The organism is Streptomyces sp. NPDC002446, from assembly GCF_053595675.1.
This window is the reverse complement of record NZ_JBSFYC010000007.1, coordinates 109676-127125: the sequence shown is the minus strand read 5'-3', so window position 1 is coordinate 127125 and position 17450 is coordinate 109676. Positions and strand designations below refer to the sequence as shown.

At 71.5% G+C, this 17450-nt stretch carries 10 protein-coding genes; 4 read left to right on the top strand and 6 right to left on the bottom strand.

All coding sequences use genetic code 11. The features are described from left to right. Nucleotide 1 precedes the first annotated feature (1 nt). The 4 genes from ACWD6P_RS06575 to ACWD6P_RS06560 all read right to left on the bottom strand — a co-directional run bounded on the left by ACWD6P_RS06575 (nt 2) and on the right by ACWD6P_RS06560 (nt 8155). A complete protein-coding gene (locus ACWD6P_RS06575) occupies nt 2-1915 on the bottom strand; it encodes a non-ribosomal peptide synthetase (RefSeq protein ID WP_451442919.1) in 1914 nt (637 codons plus the stop codon). After that, entirely contained in the window at nt 1912-5097 is a 3186-nt protein-coding gene (locus ACWD6P_RS06570) for a non-ribosomal peptide synthetase (protein ID WP_451442918.1), read from the bottom strand. Before ACWD6P_RS06570 ends, ACWD6P_RS06575 begins: the two co-directional genes overlap by 4 nt. A gap of 157 nt (nt 5098-5254) precedes the next feature. Beyond that, nucleotides 5255-6550, bottom strand: coding sequence for a non-ribosomal peptide synthetase (locus ACWD6P_RS06565; protein WP_451442917.1), 1296 nt, complete (start codon nt 6548-6550; stop codon nt 5255-5257). 228 nt (nt 6551-6778) lie between these two features. Then, nucleotides 6779-8155 carry an MFS transporter gene (locus ACWD6P_RS06560; RefSeq protein WP_451442916.1) on the bottom strand — a complete coding sequence of 459 codons (1377 nt, stop codon included), beginning with the start codon at nt 8153-8155 and terminating at the stop codon, nt 6779-6781. 478 nt (nt 8156-8633) lie between these two features. Between ACWD6P_RS06560 and ACWD6P_RS06555 the strand changes: the two genes are divergently transcribed. The 4 genes from ACWD6P_RS06555 (at nt 8634) to ACWD6P_RS06540 (ending at nt 11422) form a co-directional block, all read left to right on the top strand. Further along, entirely contained in the window at nt 8634-9092 is a 459-nt protein-coding gene (locus ACWD6P_RS06555; protein ID WP_451442915.1) for a hypothetical protein, read from the top strand. 284 nt (nt 9093-9376) lie between these two features. After that, nucleotides 9377-10297 (top strand): RNA polymerase sigma-70 factor, encoded by a 921-nt coding sequence (locus ACWD6P_RS06550; protein ID WP_451442914.1) that lies wholly within the window; start codon nt 9377-9379, stop codon nt 10295-10297. Then, nucleotides 10278-10754 (top strand): SRPBCC family protein, encoded by a 477-nt coding sequence (locus tag ACWD6P_RS06545; RefSeq protein ID WP_451442913.1) that lies wholly within the window; start codon nt 10278-10280, stop codon nt 10752-10754. Before ACWD6P_RS06550 ends, ACWD6P_RS06545 begins: the two co-directional genes overlap by 20 nt. A 113-nt stretch (nt 10755-10867) precedes the next feature. Further along, a complete protein-coding gene (locus tag ACWD6P_RS06540; RefSeq protein WP_451442912.1) occupies nt 10868-11422 on the top strand; it encodes a hypothetical protein in 555 nt (184 codons plus the stop codon). A gap of 32 nt (nt 11423-11454) precedes the next feature. On the opposite strand, the gene asnB is transcribed toward ACWD6P_RS06540, so the two are convergent. After that, a complete protein-coding gene (asnB, locus tag ACWD6P_RS06535; protein ID WP_451442911.1) occupies nt 11455-13299 on the bottom strand; it encodes an asparagine synthase (glutamine-hydrolyzing) in 1845 nt (614 codons plus the stop codon). A 129-nt stretch (nt 13300-13428) separates the two neighbouring features. Beyond that, nucleotides 13429-17370, bottom strand: coding sequence for an amino acid adenylation domain-containing protein (locus ACWD6P_RS06530; RefSeq protein ID WP_451442910.1), 3942 nt, complete (start codon nt 17368-17370; stop codon nt 13429-13431). Nucleotides 17371-17450 lie beyond the last annotated feature (80 nt).

Genomic DNA, 17450 nt, shown 5'->3' with positions numbered 1-17450 from the left:
CTCAGGCTCCCGCCGGTTGCCGGGCGGCGCGGCGCTCGTCGAGGAGCCGGGCCACGGCGCGCAGGTCCGGCGCGCGCAGCAGCTCGGAGGCGCGCAGCCGTACCCCGCTCTCCTTCTCCAGGGCGGTCAGCAGCCGGGCGGCGAGCACGGAGGTGCCGCCGGCCTCGGTGAAGTTCTCGGTCAGCACGGTCTCGGGCCGGTCGAGCAGGTCGCGTACGGCGCTGAGCACCAGCCGCTCACCGGGCGTGGCGCCGGCGGGGCGCGCGCCGTCCGGGGCGGTGCCGGCGGGGCGGGATGCGGCGGAGTCGGCCGCCCGCCGGGTCAGCTCGGCGCGGTCGACCTTGCCGTTGGCGTCCAGGGGGAAGGAGCCGACGATCCGTACGTCGGAGGGGACGGCCTGTTCGGGCAGCCAGTCGCGTACGGCCGGCAGCAGGGCGTCCGCCGTGAGCCCGGCGTCGGCCGTGCGTACGTACGCGACCAGGCGGGCGCGGCCGTCGGCGGTGCGCGGCGCGGTGACGACGGCGCTGCGGACCGCCGGGTTCCGCTCGAACGCGGCCTCGACCTCGGCCGGTTCGATCCGGACGCCGCTGATCTTGACCTGGTCGTCGAGGCGGCCGAGGAACTCCAGTGGCCCGTCGGCCGGCATCCGCACCCGGTCCCCGGTGCGGTACAGGCGCTCCACGCCCGGCAGGTCGAGGCCCTCGGGCACGGCGGTGAAGCGGCGCGCGGTCAGCTCGGCGTCCAGATAGCCGAGTGCCAGACCGCTGCCGCCGATGAGGAGTTCGCCCTCCGCGCCGCGCTCGACGGGCCGGCCGTCCGCGTCGGCGACGACCACGGTGACGCCCGGCACGGGGTGGCCGATCGGGGGCGCGGTGTCCGTGCCCGCCGCGCGGTCCGTGCCGTGCAGGGCGCAGGTGGTGGTGATGACGGTGGCCTCGGCCGGTCCGTAGGCGTTGTGGACGGTGGCGGTCACGTCCGCGCCGGGACGGCGGCGCATCCGGTCGCCGCCGGCGATCAGATGACGCAGCCTCAGGTCCCGGGGCCACGGCCGGTCCAGCAGCGGCTCGACCATCGGGGTCGCCGCGACCGCCACCGACACCCCGGCCGTGCGCCACCAGTCGGCGAGCACCACGGAGTCCCAGCGGACCTCGTCCGGTGCGGGCACCAGGGCCGCTCCGGACGTCAGCCCGGCCCACAGCTCCAGCAGGTGGGGGTCGAACGCGACGCCGATCAGCAGGGACTGCCGGTCGCCGGGGCCGAGTCCGGTGGTGGCGCGGTACCAGTCGAGGAGCCCGCCGAGCGCGGGCTCGCCGACCGCCACCGCCTTGGGGCGGCCGGTGGAGCCGGAGGTCAGTACGGCGTAGAACGCCCCGGCGGGCGCGGTGTGTGCGCCGGCACCGGGCGCGGCGAACGCCGCCACGACCGTGGTGGTGGCGTTGGCGCCCTCGCCGGGCAGCGCCAGGTCCCTCCGGTCGGCCGTCCGGTGCCGGGGCGGCAGCGTCCCGGGGTCGCCGATCAGACAGACGACGTGCAGATCCTCGGTGACGGCGTCGGTGCGGCGCTCACCGGGGCGGGGGCCCAGCGGCAGATAGACGGCACCGATCCTGGCGAGCGCGACGGCGGTCACCACGAGGGCGGCCGACCGGTCGAGGCAGACGCCGACCAGGTCCCCGGGCCGCACCCGGTCGCGCAGCGCCGCGGCGACCTCGTCGGCGGCGGTGGCGATCTGCCGGTACGTCCAGCTGTGGTCCCCGTCGATCACCGCGGGAGCCTCCGGGGCACGCCGGACCCACTCCTCGAAGCGGGCGAGCACTCCGGTCCCGCCGTCGCCGGCGGGGGCGGCGCCGTGGGCGATGCTGAGCAGGTCGGCGCGGGTCGTCGGGGCCGCCGTGCGGGCGGTCTTCGGCTGGGTCATCGGGACTCCGTCACGGTGATCGGGGCGGCGGATGCGGGGGCGGCGGTGCCGGCGGCGGCGAGCGCGGCGGCCTGGTCGGTCAGCACCGGGTTCCGGAAGAACAGCCGCAGCGGCGGCCGCTGTCCCAGGCGCGGTTCCAGCCAGGACGCCAGCTGCGCGGCGAGCAGGGAGTGGCCGCCGGACCGGAAGAAGTCCGAGGACGCGTCGAAGCGGCTGTGGCCGAGGGCTTCGCGCCAGCCCTCGGCGAGCAGCGCCGCCATCGGATCGGCCGGTTCGGCCGGCTGTCCGCCGCCGGGCTCCTCGGCGGGTGCGGCCGGCTCCAGTGCGGCGGCGCGACGGGTGAGCGCGGTGCGGTCCGGTTTGCCGCCGGCCAGCCTGGGCATGACGTCGAGCCGGGCCCAGCGCCCCGGTACGAGCGCGCTCGGCAGCCGTCGGCCGAGCTCGGTGTGCAACGCCCGCTCGTCCCACGGCTCGCCCTCGTCCGCGCTCTCCAGGAACCCGACCAGCCGGGGCCCGCCCGGGGCTTCGCAGTCCAGTACGACGGCGCAGGACCGGCCGCCGAGCGCGGCCGAGGCGGCCGCCTCCACCTCCTCCAGTTCGATGCGGTGGCCCCGCAGTTTGACCTGGTGGTCCAGGCGGCCGAGGAAGTACAGCAGTCCGTCGCGGCCGCGGTAGCCGCGGTCGCCGGTGAGGTAGACCCGCTCACCGCCGAGGGCCTCGACGTGGAGGAACCGGGCGGCGGTGGTCTCGGGGTTGCCGACATAGCCCTCGGCCAACCCGGCGCCGGCGATGGCCAGTTCACCGACCGCGCCGTCCGGAAGCGGCCGGTGGTACGCGTCCAGGACGTGGACCCGTTCGCCGGGCAGTTCGGTGCCGAGCGGGATCTCCGCCCCGTCGGCGAGGGCGCCCGGGGTGATCTCGTGGACGGTGGAGCTGATGGCGGCTTCGGTGACGCCGTAGACGTTGAGGACGGTGCTGTCGGTGTCGGCGAGGAACGCGCGCAGCGCATCCGCCGGGAGGCGTTCGCCGCCGAGCACCAGCAGCCGCGGCGCCCAGTGGCCGTCGCGGAGCGCCGGGCGCATCTCCTCGCGGGTCGCCAGGAAGTAACTGGTGGGCAGATTGGCCACGGTGACCCGGGCGGCGGCCAGCAGTTCGGCCAGCTCGGTGCCGGTCGGTACCTCACGCTCGGGCGCGACCAGGCAGGCCCCGGCGTACAGCGACGGCAGCACCTCTTCGAGGGCCACGTCGAACGACGGCTGGGCGAACAGCAGCACCCGGTCCCCCGGACGCAGGCCGAACCGGGCGGCCGCTCCGGTCAGATGGTTCTCCAGCGCCGCACGGCCGACGGCGACGGGCTTGGGTATGCCCGTCGAGCCGGAGGTGTGAATGATGTACGCGGCACCGGGCACGGCCTCGGCGGCCCGCGCCGGCGGCAGGACCGGAGCGTCGACGAGGGCCGACGGCAGCGAGTCGGGAACGGTGACGGGGGCGTCCGGCGAGGTCAGGACCAGCGCGGGAGCCAGCCGGCCGAGCAGCAGCTCCAGCCGGGCGGGCGGATCGGACGGCGACAGCGGGCAGTACACCGCCCGGGTCCGCAGACAGGCCAGCAGCGTCACGACCGAGTCGGCGCCGCGGGGCAGCACGGCGGCCACCGGCTGACCGGCCCGCACCCCCGCCGCCCGCATCCGCTGCGCGAGCCCGGCGACCCGCTCCTCCAGGTCGCCGTAGGTGATCCGGCGGGCGCCGATGAGCAGCGCGGGCAGCGAGGGGTCGTGGGCGGTGGCGGGGTCGAGCGGGTCGTGGTGCGGCGCCTGCCCGGCGGCGGCCGGGAGGGCCGGGGGTGCCGGCGGCGGCGCCAGGTCCGCGAGGGCGGTGCCGGGCGCGTCGAGGTACGCCCGCAGCAGGTCGAGGAACCGCCCGGCGAGCAGCTTGGCCACGTCCTCGCCGAACATGTCGGCGTCGTAGTCCCACACCAGCGTCATGCCCGGCGCGCCGTGCCGGGGGCCGACGCCGCGGCGGTCGTCCGGCAGCAGCACCACGTCCAGGTCGAACCGTGTGGTGCCGGTGTTGAAGCCCTCGAAGAGGGTGATGTCCAGGCCGGGGACGTCGATGTCGGGGAGTTCGGCGTCGTGCGCGCTGAACATGACGCTGAACAACGGGTTGTCCGCACCCGAGGTGTGCAGGCCGAGCGCGCGGGTCAGCTCCTGGATCGGCACCTCCTGGTGCGGCAGCGCGCGCAGGAGGGTGTCGGTCACCTCGTCCATGGACTCCTCGGCCGGGGCGGCGGGGTCCAGCCGGAGCGGGAGCGGGATGGTGTTGACGAACATGCCCACGGCGTCCTCGAAACCGCGCGGGCGGTTGCCGACCGCGGTGCCGACCACCATCTGCGAGCGGCCGCTGTGCCGGCGCAGCAGCTCGGCGAAGAGCCCCAGGAGCGTGGCGAACGGCGTCAGACCGCGCGTACGGGCGTGGGCGCGCAGGCGTTCCGCCAGATCCGCACCGATCGACTGCCGCAGCTGGCCGCCGTGGTGCCGACGCCGGGAGCCGGGCCGGGCCAGGCCGGGCAGCGGCAGGTCGTAGGACAGCTCGCGCAGTGCCCCGGTCCAGAACTCCAGCCCCTCGCGCCGCTCCGCGCTCGCCTCGTCCGCGGACCGGGCACGGACGTGGTCGGCGTACGAGGGAGCGGACGGCAGCTGTACCGGCTCGCCCAGGACGCGGCCCCGGTAGACGGTGAAGACGTCCCGCAGCAGGATCGCGAACGAGTGACCGTCGTGGATCAGGTGGTGCTCGACATGGATCAGCCGGTGCCGGTCGTCCCCCAGCCGTACCAGCGTCCAGCGCAGCAGCGGTGCTTCGTAGGTGTCGAGCGGGGTCTCCGCCTCGGTGCGCAGCAGCTCCTGGAACGCGGTCTCCGGGTCGGCGGCCCCGCTGAGGTCCACGGTCCGCAGCCGCGGCGGGCAGCTCTCGGCGACCCGCTGCCCGGGCATCGCCCCGGGGACGGCGACGAGTTCCAGCCGCAGTCCGGCGTGCCGGTCGAGGGCGGCGGTGAGTCCGTGGCGCAGCGCCTCGGTGTCGAGCGTGCCCCACAGGTCGAGTGCGGCGGTGAAGTTGTAGGCGCGGCTGCCCGGTTGCACCTGTTCGTGCAGCCAGACGATCTCCTGCGAGGAGGAGAGCGGAAGCATGGGCGATCCCTGAGGTCGTCGGGGCGGTTTCTCCGGCCGGGGCATGGTCGGGCCCGGCCTGTGGGGTGCGCGGACCTGCCGCGGATCGCGCGGCGGGTCCGGCGGAGTTCGGTGGGTGTGCGGTGGGTGTGTCCGGGGGCGGGCCCCCGGGGCGGGGTCAGCCGGCTGCCGGCGCCGGGATCCGCAGTGCGTCGGTGAGGGCGGCGAAGGCGCTCTCGGCGAGGTGATCGGGGAGGATGGCGCGGTCCCACACCATGCGCAGCAGCAGCTCGGGGCCCTGGCTGACGGAGACCGCGAAGGGGCCGCGGACCGCTCTGCCGTCGACGGTGACCTCACGGCCGGTCACACCGCCCAGGCGGAGCGGGGGATGGCGGCGGGTGTCGTCCACGGTCAGCATGCCGTCGAGCCGGCCGGTCCATCCCGAGCCGGCCGCGCGGGCGGCGTGCACCACGGCGTCGAAGGGGGTGGCGGCGTGGTCCAGGTCGTCCCACCAGGCCTCCGCCGTCGCGTCGGCGGTGGGCGCGTCGCCGGTCGCGGCGGGGAAGACCACGGTGTTCAGGAAGCAGCCGAGCACCGGTGCGGCGCCGGCCGGCCGGCCGCCCCACGGGTAGCCGAGCGGCACCACCCGGCCCGTTCCGTACAGCACCGCTGCCGCCGCCCGGCAGGCATCGAGCAGCGCGGGGAAGGGCACCCCGTCGGGCGGCGCGGGCATCCGCAGCGCGGCCGAGCCGCTCGGCAGCGCACCGGGCGAGCGGGGTCCGGGACATGGCGCGGGGGCCTGTTCGCGTACCGCGCGCAGCCGTTCGCCCCAGTACGCCATGGCCTCCGGCGCACCCGCACGCTCCTCCGCGTCGAGCTGCCGCAGTACGGCTTCCCGGTAGGCGGCCAGTTCGGCCTGGACCTCGGCGGGAGCGGGGCCCTCGGCGTCGGCGCCTTCGTCGTAACCGGCGCCGAGCTCCCCGACGAGGCGGGCCAGCGACTTGCCGTCGCACGCGGTGTGGTCCAGTACGACGGCGAGCACCTCCTGCGCACCCTGCGGCCCGTCCGGCACCAGGAACATCCGCAGCGGCGGGCCCTGCGGGGACCAGTGGTCCAGGGCACGGCGCAGCACGGTGGCCGCGTCCTCGCCGGGCGCGCACTCCATCCGCGCCACGGGTACCTGCGGCTGCTCCAGGCGGAGGGCGGGGGTGCCGCGCAGCACGGTGGTCCGGGCCCGCAGTACGGGGTGCCGGGCGGCGAGCCGGTTCGCGGCCGCCGCTAGGCGCTCGGGGTCCACCGTGCCGCGCGGAAAGGCGAAGAACATCGGCACGAGATCCGGCCGCCCTGCGGGGTCCATGGCACGTACCAGCGCAAAGCGACGCTGGGCGCCCGTGACGGGCAGCAGGACCGGGGCCCCGTCACCGGCTTCCAGCCGCCGGTAACGGGCCAGGTACTGGCTCGTGATGCTGAGCACGTGATCCTCTTGATCCTCTTCGTCGAGACGGGCACGCATCGCCGGAGGAGATGCGGGTGGGACGGCGGACGGGCGGGGACGCGCGGGGGTGCGCGGCGGGCGGGGGCTCGGGGCGCCCGGGGACGCGCGGGGGTGCGTTTTTGAGCGCGGGGCGGCGCGGAGGGTGAGGCCGGGTACGGGGTGACGGTCGGCGGTGGCGGTCGGCAGTCGGCGGTCAGCGGTCGGCGATCAGCCGAGGGACGCGGGCTCGGCCGGGTCCACCGGGGCGGCCGGGCGAGCCGTGTCCTCGGCCGCGACACCGGCCGTCGGTTCACCGACACCGGCCGTCGGTTCACCGGCGCCGACCTGCGGTTCACCGGCGCCGACCGGCAGTTCGCGCATCCGGCGCAGCGGAGAGAGCAGCAGCGGCAGCGGTACGAGAAGGAATCCGGCCGCGCACCACACGAGCGCGGTGCGGGCGCCGAAGGCGTCGGCCAGCGCGCCACCGGCCAGGGCACCGAGCGGCAGGGTGCCCCACATCAGGAACCGCAGGGTGGCATTCATCCGGCCGAGCAGCCGGGGCGGGCACAGTGCCTGACGGAAGCTCACCTGCGCGACGTTGTAGACGACGGCGCCGAAGAAGACCACGCCGGAGCCGACCGCGAACAGTGCGGCGCCCGCACCGCGCCCGGAGAGCGGCCACAGCAGTGCGAACGGGCCGGTGACCAGCGCGGACAGCCAGATGATCCTGGCCTGGCCGAACCGGGCGGCGAGCCGGCCCGCGCACAGCGCGCCGGCGAGCCCGCCCACCGCCGAGGCGGCGAGGACGAGGCCGACCATTGCGGGTGCCAGTCCGAGCACCCGTACCAGGAAGACGGCCTGAGTGGCCATCAGCGTCGCGGTGAAGAAGTTCGCCATTCCGGTCGTCACCGCGATCACCCGCAGCAGCGGGTGCCGGAACACGAACCGCAGCCCCTCCGCGATGTCCTGGCGCAGCGAGGAACCCGGAGCGCGCTGCGGGCGGCTCTCGGGGTGCTTGATGCCGCACAGGAACAGCGCGGAGAGCGTATAGCCGACCGCGTCGGCGACGAGGGCCAGGGAGGCCCCGAGCAGCTGCACAAGACCGCCGCCCAGCCCGGGGCCCGCCACCTGCGCCGAGGAACGGATGCTCTCCAGCGCGCCGTTGCCCGAGACCAGCTGGTCCCTGGGCAGCAGTTGGGGCAGGAAGCTCTGGTGGGCCACGTCGAAGAAGACCGTCGCCACGCCGGTGACCAGGGCGACGAGGTACAGCTGCGCCATCGTCAGCGCATCGGCGACGGCGGCGAGCGGGATGCTCGCCATCGCCACCGCCCGTACCGCGTCGGCCCGGATCATCAGCGGCAGCTTGCGCATCCGGTCGACCCAGGCCCCGGCCGGCAGCCCGACCAGCAGGAACGCGGCGGTCTCCGCGGCCGTGAGCAAGCCCACCTGGAATGCCGGGGCGTCGAGTTCGAGGACGGCGACGAGGGGCAGGGCGACCAGGGTCACCTGGGCACCGAGGTGTCCGGCCGCGGCACCGGCGAGCAGCAGACGAAAGTCGCGGCGGCGCAGCGGGCCGCTGGCCGCGGGTCGGGGAGTGGCGGACATGGGAACGACCATCGCGGCACAACCAAGCAAGGGTCAAAACCCCGTGCACACTTTCGGTCGATTTTCTTCACCGTTTGCGCATCATCACAAAAAATTCTCCACCAGATCGCGGTTACGGCCGGATGACCCCCACATGCGACACCCCTGCCGAGGGCCGAACTCCGAGCCACCCCCGGGCGAGACCGACTGATCCCGCACAGGACGCCACCTGCCAGATCCTGACCGAAAACAACCGCCGATGTCCCTTTATTGCCCGAACCGCTGAGTTCCTCCGCTATACCCCCGCTTCGACTCCTGACAACAGGGACGGGGCACCCCGAGGAGCCGCCACCGCCCGACGACCCCGGCCACCACCCGCCGGAGGTCGCGGGATTACGGCGCGTCACCGAGTAAGTACACGGCCTTTCGCATTAGCCTTAATTAACTGTATGGAGTCGATCGGTTACTGATCGAATCTGTTCAATCTATCGGAGATGACATGTACAAGCTTCGTAAGGCCGCCGTCGTGGCAATCACCGTCGCCAGCGTCGGTCTCGTCGGCGCCGGCACCGCCCAAGCCGGCGGCGGGAAGGGCGGCGGCAGCCACAGCCGCACCCAGTCGAACCGCGTCGACTCCCCCAAGCAGCAACCGACCCGCGTGTCCACGCCCCAGCAGCAGCCGATCCGCGTCAACACTCCCCAGCAGCAGTTGAGCCCCGAGATCGTGCAACCGCAGCAGTGGGGCGACAGCCACCATCACGGCAAGTCGCACGGCCGCAAGATCGACATCCGCCAGAGCACCTCGTGCAGGTCACACGAGGCGAACGTCGACGTACTCGGCAACGTCGGGATCCTCAACGGCCTGTTGGCCAACGCGTTCAACGGCGAGGGCGACTCGGGCGTCCAGTCCACCAAGATCGGCTCGACCAAGGGGTGCAACAACATCATCCGCAGGTAACGGCAACAGCCCCCGGTCCCGGCCCCAGGCCCGGACCGGGGCCCGCTCCACCGCAGGGGACCTGCCCTCACGGGCCGGTCCCCTTTCTCCTGCCGTCGCCAAAACACTGCGCCGCTGCACTGCACTGAGCCGGTGTTCAACTGCCAGGCGAATCCCCCTGTGAAGCGAATCACACCGACGGGCTGTCACGCTTTTCCGCTGCGAGGTGTCTCGATGGGCGTCCGTAGGAGAGGAGCCGGGTGTGATGACGAAGTGCCAGTGCATGGTGAGGGTGGGGGCGGGCGATGGCTGAGGACGCCTTTACCGAGCACCGTCCGCTGCTGTTCACCATCGCCTACGAGATGCTGGGCAGCGCCGCCGACGCCGAGGACGTGCTGCAGGAGAGCTATCTGCGGTGGCGTGCGGTCGATCCGGCCGATGTCCGGCATCCGCGCGCCTACCTGGTCCGCATGGTGACCCGGCAGGCCCTCAACCACCTGCGCGCGGTGCGGGCCCGGCGCGAGGAGTACGTCGGCACATGGCTGCCCGAGCCCATTCGCACCGCCCCCGAGGTGAGCGAGGACGCGATCCTGGCCGAGTCGGTGTCGATGGCCGTGCTGCTCGTACTGGAGACGCTGAACCCGACCGAGCGGGCGGTGTTCCTCCTGCACGACGTGTTCGGCTACACCCACGGCGAGATCGCCGCCTCGGTCGGCAAGAGCGAGGTCAGCGTCCGGCAGATCGCCCACCGCGCACGCAAGCACGTCCACGCGCGGCGCCGCCGCTTCGAGCCGGACTCCGATGCCACCCGGCAGATCGTCGAACGGTTTCTGTCCGCGGCCTCGACCGGTGAAGTCCAGGCGCTGATGGACCTGTTGGCGCCCGATGTCGTGCAGATCTCCGATGGCGGCGGGAAGGTGGCCGCCGCCCGCCGCCCGATCACCGGCCGCGACGACGTCGCGCGGTTCGTGCTCGGCGTGGCCCGCACCAGCCTCACCGCGACGACCCGGATCGAGCACGCCATCTACAACGGCATGCCCGCGGCCCGCTGCCTCACCGGCGGGGCACTCGACTGGCTGCTCGCCTTCGAGATCAACGACGGACGGGTCACCGGCCTCTACGTCATGCGCAACCCGGACAAGCTGCACCCCACCGACGCGGTGCGCCCACTCGACAGAGGAACAGAGACAAAGGAGATCACCAGCCATGGAAACCATGACCGTTGAACGCGTCATCGGCGCCCCGATCGACACCGTGTTCGCCTGGCTCACCACGACCACCCACTACACGCGCTCGCCCCTGGTGCTGCGCTGCCGTCTGACCCGGCGCGGCGAAGGCGCGGCCTACGGCGTCGGCGCAGTGCGCAGCCACCTCTGGCTGATCGGCTGGTTCCGGGAGCGCATCACCCAGTACGACCCGCCGTACGCCACCGAGTACGTCGTCGAGCGCAGCCTTCCGCCGGCCCGGCACGATCTCGGCCGCATGACGTTTACTGAGGTCGACGGCGGCACCCGGGTGCAGTGGACCACCCGCGCCGAGATCCCCCTCCCGCTGGTCGGCCCCTTCCTCACCCGGCGCCTCGCCCGGCCGATCATCACCAACACCTTCCGCAACATCCTCGACACCGCCGACCGCGTACTGGCCCAACGCCCCCAGGCGGCACCGGAAATGACGCGGGAGTGAGCGCGCCCCTGCGAGGGCCGGCGTCTGCGGTTGCCGAGTGGCCCATGCGGTGCGCACACCGGGAGAATGTCCCCGCGCACCGCATGTGACCACACCGCACCGAGGAACAACAGTTGACCCCGTACTCCCTGGCGTTCTACCTGGACGTCGTCACCACCGGCACCGTGCTCGGCCTGCGCCACACGGACTCCCCCGACCGCGTCACCGAGGTCCTGGGGCCGGACTTCGGCGAGAACAACTTCGGCGACCGCAGCCTGTGCCACAGCTACGGCCTGCCCGAGTTCTTCTGGGACCGGGCCGCCGCCGACCACCCCTGGTCGGGCCACCACTTCACGCTGCAGGTGCACAGGCTGGCCTACCGGCGCGGCTCGCTCATCGACGAGCCGCTCCGGGCCCGCTACGGACGGTTCGCTCCCCGGCTCCGGTTCGCGAAGCTGCAGCGCCTGCTGCAGCGTCGCGGCGTCCCCCTGCTGGAGATCCCGGAGCTCCCGGCGAACGCACCGTACTACCGGACGTTCTGGCAGCCCGACTCCCACGTCGCCGTCTCCGTCATCGGCACACACGGCGAGTACAGCACCCCCAGCGATCTGCGGGTCGGTGACGTGTACAGCATCCGTGCCCCGATGACGGCCGACGAAGTGGAGTGGCACCGGGCGCGGTGCGGGTAGCGCCGGGCGGCGCGCGCTTCCCGCAGGCGTGGTCAGTCCAGCTGCAGTTCGGGCGAGTGCAGATCCAGCCAGGTGTGCAGGTCGAGCACCCGCTCCAGACCGGCCCGTACGGCCACCGGCATGCGCGCCGGATCCTGCGCCACGACCTGCTGCGCCCAGGCCCGGTCGGCCAGTGCGAACACCGGGGCGTCCGGCTCCGCGACGAGCTCCTTCACCTGCTGCTGCAGATGCGCCGCGTACCCGGGGTTCTGCGGCGACGGATACGGGCTCTTGACCCGTTCCACCACCGACCGCGGCAGCGCATGTGCCGCGGCCTGGCGCAGCAGGCTCTTCTCCCGGCCGTCGAACGTCTTCAGTGACCAGGGCGTGTTGTAGACGTACTCCACGAGCTCGTGGTTGCAGAAGGGCACCCGCACCTCGAGCCCGACCGCCATCGACAGCCGGTCCTTGCGGTCCAGCAGCGTGCGCACGAAACGCGTCAGATGCAGATGGAACGTGGTGCGCATGCGCCGGTCCAGCTCGGATTCCCCGTCGAGGTGCTCGACCTCGGCGAGCGCCGTGGCGTACTGGTCGGCGGTGTAGGTCTGCACATCGAGCCGCTTGCGCAGGCCGGGCTCGATGTGGTCGGTCCGCCCCGCGAGGCTCAGCGGGGGAATGACCGTCATCCACGGAAAGGTGTCGGCGCGGAGCGCCGCTTCGTGGTGGAACCAGGGATAGCCGCCGAACACCTCGTCGGCCGACTCCCCCGACAGCGCCACCGTCGAGTGCTCCCGGATCGCCTTGAACAGCAGATACAGCGAATTGTCGAGATCACCGAACCCGATCGGAATGTCCCGGGCGGCAACGGCCGCGCGCCGCACCGCAGGGTCCGAGATATCGGCGGGATTCAGCACCACGTCGTGATGCGCGGACCCCACATGCGCCGCGACATCGCGCACAAACGGCGAATCGGGAGTGTCGCGCATCTCGTCGGGGACGAAGTTCTCCTCCTGGCCGACGAAATCCACCGAGAACGTACGCACCTGCTCGCCGCGCAAGGCCAGCCGCTCCGCCGCCAGACCGGTGATCGCGCTGGAGTCCAGTCCGCCCGAGAGCAGCACGCACTGCGGCACATCCGAGATCAGCTGCCGGTCGACGATGCCGGTGAGCAGTTCCCGCACCCGTGCCACGGTGTCGTCACGGCTGTCGGTGTGCTCGATCGCGCGCAGGTGCCAGTAGGTGCGCTGCCGCAGCCCGTTGCGGTCCACGGAGATCAGCGTGCCGGGCAGCATCTCGTGCATGCCCTTCCACAGCGCCCAGCCCGGGGTCTTGGTCTGCGCGAACAGCTCCCGCAGTCCGTCCGTGTCGACCGCCTTGCGCACCAGGGGGTTCGCCAGGATCGCCTTCGGTTCGGAGCCGAACAGCACACCGTCCGGCGTCGGGTAGTAGTAGAGCGGCTTGATCCCCATGCGGTCGCGCACCAGAAGCAGCTTCTGGTCGCGCTCGTCCCAGATCGCGAACGCGTACATCCCGTCGAGGTGGTCGACGAGGCCCTCGCCCCACTGCAGGTAGCTGCGGAGCACCACCTCGGTGTCGCTGTCCGTCCGGAACGCATGCCCCAGCGACGTGAGACGCTCGCGCAGTTCCTGGAAGTTGTAGGCCTCCCCGGAGTACACCATGGCGATGTCGCCGGCCGGTGTGCTCACGGTCATCGGCTGTGTTCCGCCGGGCAGGTCGATGATGGCAAGACGCCGATGCCCCAGCCCGACATGTGTGCGCACATACGTGCCACGGCCGTCCGGTCCGCGGCAGGCCATCGTCGCGGTCATTCCGTCGAGTACGTCACCCCGGTGCGTCAGATCAGCGTCGAACGACACCCAGCCGGCAATCCCGCACATCTCACAACCCCATTTCCCTTACGCTTCCGTACATTTGTCAAGCAGTCAGATCCATGACGGTGATCGACGCCGCACCCCACCCGCACTGTGTTCCACAGCCACCGCTGCGGTCGCATTCCTCGACGGATGTCATCCGGCGGAATGCAGTGCTTCGAAGCGTTCCGAGATCAGTGCGGCGAGTTCCTTCGGTTGGTGAGTGACGAAATAGTGCCCACCTCCGGCGACTTCCAGCAGTTCGACGTGCGCCGCATAGCGCTCCCAACGGACGTGGTCGCGCTCATAGCCCTCGGTGGCGCTGTCCGCGTCGCCGATCACGGCGATGAGCGGAGTGGTCAGCCGCTCATGCCGCCCCTCCTGCACTTCGATCTGGAAGAGCAGGCCCTGTTTCATGTCATGCCGGATCACGTTCAGGACGGTCTGCAGATCGGACTCGTCCAGCGCTCCGTCAAAACCCCCGAGTGAGGTCATATAGGCGTGCAGGGCCTTTGCGGACCACGTCGTGGCACGCTCCAGTTGCGCCTGCGGATCAGCCTCGGGAAGTGCGGCCCCGATGTACAGGGCGACCGGTGTGCGGCCCATCCGCTCCAGCCGTTGTGTCACCGCCACGGCGAGGGCAGAGCCTGCGCAGTGGCCGTACAGGGCGAACGGGCCGCTGAGGGAACGGCTGACTTCCGCCGCGATCAGCTCGGCGGTGTCGTGCAATGCCAGCAGGGATTCCTGAGGCTGGGTCGGATCGTGTCCGGGCAACGCGGCCGCCCACACCCGTGCATGGGGCGCCAGCTCGGTGGCAAGGCTCTGGTAGGCCGCGGCGGTGCCGCCTCCGTAGGGTATGCAGACGAGGGTGAATTCCGCGTTCTTCTCGCTCGCCAGGCACTGCAGAATGCGCTGCTTTTCCTCCCCGTTTTCCCGTTCCCCGTTTTCCCGTTCCAGGATGCGGAGGGCGAGCTTTCCTGGTGTGGGGTTCTGGAATACATCCAGTACGGACAGCCCCTGGCCTATCCGGCGGGCGAGACGTACCGCTTTGAAGGAGTCTCCGCCCAGATCGAAGAAGCTGTCTTCCGTGGAGATGTCCGAGACCCCCAGCGCGTGGCTGAAGGCGTCGATGACGTCGCGCTCCAGAGGGGAGGCCGCAGCCGCGCCTCGCCCGGCGCGGAGATACACCGGCTCGGGCAGGGCTCGACGGTCGAGTTTGCCGTGGGCCGTCAGCGGGATCTGGTCGATCGCCATGATGGCGGCCGGCACCATGTGGGGAGGGAGCCGCCGTGCCAGGCGTGTGCGCAGGTCGGCCGGATCCGTGCCCGAGGCGTCCTCCAGCACCGCGTAGGCGATCAGCGCATGGTCTCCGACGGAGTCCTTCCGCACCACCACACAGGCCGCGGTGACCTCCGGGCACGCACGCAACTCCGCCTCGACTTCTCCCAGTTCGATCCGGTAGCCGCGGATCTTCACCTGGTCGTCCGCACGGCCCCGGTACTGCAGGAGCCCGTCCGCCTGCCGACGGGCGAGATCGCCGGACCGGTACATCCGTGCGCCGGGCGATCCGAAGGGGTTGGCGACGAATCGGCACGAGGTGAGTCCCGGCCGGCCCATATAGCCGCGGGCCACCTGGTCGCCGGCCACGTAGATCTCCCCCGTGACGCCGGGCGGAACGGGCTGCAGGTCCTCGTCGAGGAGATAGAGCGCCAGCCCCGGCAGGCTCTGGCCGATCAGGCTCCCGACCCGGGACAGCTGAAGGGACTTGCCGAGCGCCGCATGACTCGCGTGGACGGTGGTCTCCGTGATCCCGTACATGTTGACCAGGACCGGAGCGTCATCGCCGTGGAGCTCGTACCACTCTTCCAGCCGTCCGGGATCGAGCGCCTCACCGCCGAAGACGACATAGCGCAGAGCCAGCTCCTGCCCGGCCCGCGGGTCGTCCCTGTCCGCCTGCAGCAACTGGTAGAAGGCGGCGGGTGTCTGGCTGAGGATCGTGACGTTCTCCTGGGCCAGCAGCCTGAGGAGTTCGTCCGGCGAACGCCTCGTCGCGGCGGGGACCAGGACGAGACATCCGCCGTGCAGCAATGCTCCCCACAGTTCCCATACGGAGAAGTCGAACGAGTACGAGTGGGCCATCGTCCACACGTCACTTGCACGGAGATCGAAGAGCTCCCGGGCGGCGGCGAACAGGGCGAGGACGTTTTGGTGGGGTACGACCACGCCTTTGGGGCGTCCGGTGGATCCCGAGGTGTAGATGACGTAGGCCGCGTTGCCGGGCGAGACGGGGCGAAGGCGTTCGCCGGGTCTCACATCGTCCTGCGGAAGACCGGCCAGGCGCTGCCGGGTCGACGCGGTATCGAGGAGGACGGGGATGACGTCGCCCCGGGGGGATCGCGCCGCCAGGCCGGACATCGTGAGCAGCAGCACGGGCTCCGCGTCCTGGAGCAGGAAGGTGATGCGGTCCTGGGGATAGTCGGGATCGACGGGAAGGTACGCGGCTCCCGACTTGAGGACCGCCAGGAGCGCCACGACGAGGTCGGCCTCCTGCGGCATGGAGACCGCCACCAACCGCTCCGGCCCGGCGCCGTGCCGGATGAGCAGCCGGGCCAGCTGGTTCGCCCGCGCATTCAGTTCCGCATACGACAGGCTCGATGTTCCGCACTTCACGGCCATTAGGTCCGGAGTCGCGGCGGCCTGTGCCTCGAAGGCCTCTGTGAGCGTGTGCGACTGTTCGTCGGCCGCTGCCGGCCGACGCGGGCGGATCTCCAGAAAGCTGCGGCGCTCCGCCGCGTCGAGGATGTCGATGTCCCCCAGGGGGCGCTCGGTATCCGTGATCACCTGGTGCAGAAACGCCTGGAACCTCGACCTGTGGTTCCTGAGGTCTTCACCGCTGTAGAGTGCCGCGTTGGCGTCGAAGGTGAAGGTAAGGCCCTGGGGTTTCTCGTAGACACCCAGCATCAGGTCTTCGATCGGGCCGGGTGTCAGATTGTGGTGCCGGGCGGGGCACCCTCCGAAGGACAACTCGGAGTCCAGCGAAAGGACGTTGGCTATGGGGCCGAAGACGCGTGCGTTTCCGTCCCCCTCCCCGATTTCGCGCCGTATTTCCTCGAAACGGTACCGCCGGTGAGCACGGGTCTCCCTGATCTTCTCGTCGACCTGCGCAAGCAGTTCGGCGAAACTCATGGCGCGTGCGATGCGCAGACGCAGCGGTATCACATTGGAAACCATGCCCGGAGTGATGGCGGCAGCAGGTGTGTGGCGATTCGACACCGGCAGGCCGAGAATGGTGTCGGCTGAACCGGTGAGCCGGCTGACGTATGCGCCGAACGCGGCGATCACCACCCGCGACCATGTCACCTGATGCGCGCGCGAGCACGCGCGCAGCAGCCCTTCCATATCCGCGCTGGCATACCAGGTTTCCCTGAGGGGAACCCCGGCCGGCAGCAGGGAATCGTCGGTGAGGCCGGCCACCTGCTCGATGTCCGCGAACTGCGTCAGCCAGTACTCACGGTCTTGTGCGTGCTCCGCGGACGAGCGGTAGCGCTGCTCCTCCTCGACGAGGGAACGCAGGCTCCCGAAGGGGGTCGGGGGCACGGTCCGGCCGGCGGACAGGGCGTCGTAGACAGCAGCCGCGCGGCGGGCGATGAACTGTGAGGTGACTCCGTCGGCCACCAGGTGGTGCAGCTGCCAGAACCAGATGTGCCGCTCTGCCGAGATGCGGAGAATCGCGTGACGCTGAATACCCCCGAGGGCCGGGTCCAGCGGGCTGTTGATCTGCGTTCTCATCCACCGCTGTGCCGCTTCCCACGGCTCCGCCTCACGGCCGAGGTCGACGAGAGGCACGTCCACTTCGAGAGGAGTCTCCACTTGCTGCCATGGGCCGTCGGCGTCCTCACCGCAGGAGATACCCAGCGCCTCCGCCTCTCCCACCGTGCGGCAGACCGCTTCCCGGAGTAATTCGGGGAGCACCGGACCGGTGATGTCGAGGTAGTCGGCAAAGGAGTGGGCGAGTTTGGAATCGTCCAGTTGCTGGCCGTACCAAATTCCGGCCTGGCCCTCGGTCAGCGGGAGTCTCGACGTGGACCGATGCGCCATGGTTCAAGGACTCCTGATTCGCGAGCAGGCCAGATGGGAAGGGTTTCGGTGGGCTGATGGGCATTCACTTTTCAGCCTGC

Bases quoted from the DNA above. Each gene is read 5' to 3' on its own strand.
- ACWD6P_RS06575 (WP_451442919.1), bottom strand. From the start codon at position 1,915: ATGACCCAGCCGAAGACCGCCCGCACGGCGGCCCCGACGACCCGCGCC.
- ACWD6P_RS06570 (WP_451442918.1), bottom strand. From the start codon at position 5,097: ATGCTTCCGCTCTCCTCCTCGCAGGAGATCGTCTGGCTGCACGAACAG.
- ACWD6P_RS06560 (WP_451442916.1), bottom strand. From the start codon at position 8,155: ATGTCCGCCACTCCCCGACCCGCGGCCAGCGGCCCGCTGCGCCGCCGC.
- ACWD6P_RS06555 (WP_451442915.1), top strand. From the start codon at position 8,634: ATGTACAAGCTTCGTAAGGCCGCCGTCGTGGCAATCACCGTCGCCAGC.
- ACWD6P_RS06550 (WP_451442914.1), top strand. From the start codon at position 9,377: ATGGCTGAGGACGCCTTTACCGAGCACCGTCCGCTGCTGTTCACCATC.
- ACWD6P_RS06545 (WP_451442913.1), top strand. From the start codon at position 10,278: ATGGAAACCATGACCGTTGAACGCGTCATCGGCGCCCCGATCGACACC.
- asnB (WP_451442911.1), bottom strand. From the start codon at position 13,299: ATGTGCGGGATTGCCGGCTGGGTGTCGTTCGACGCTGATCTGACGCAC.
- ACWD6P_RS06530 (WP_451442910.1), bottom strand. From the start codon at position 17,370: ATGGCGCATCGGTCCACGTCGAGACTCCCGCTGACCGAGGGCCAGGCC.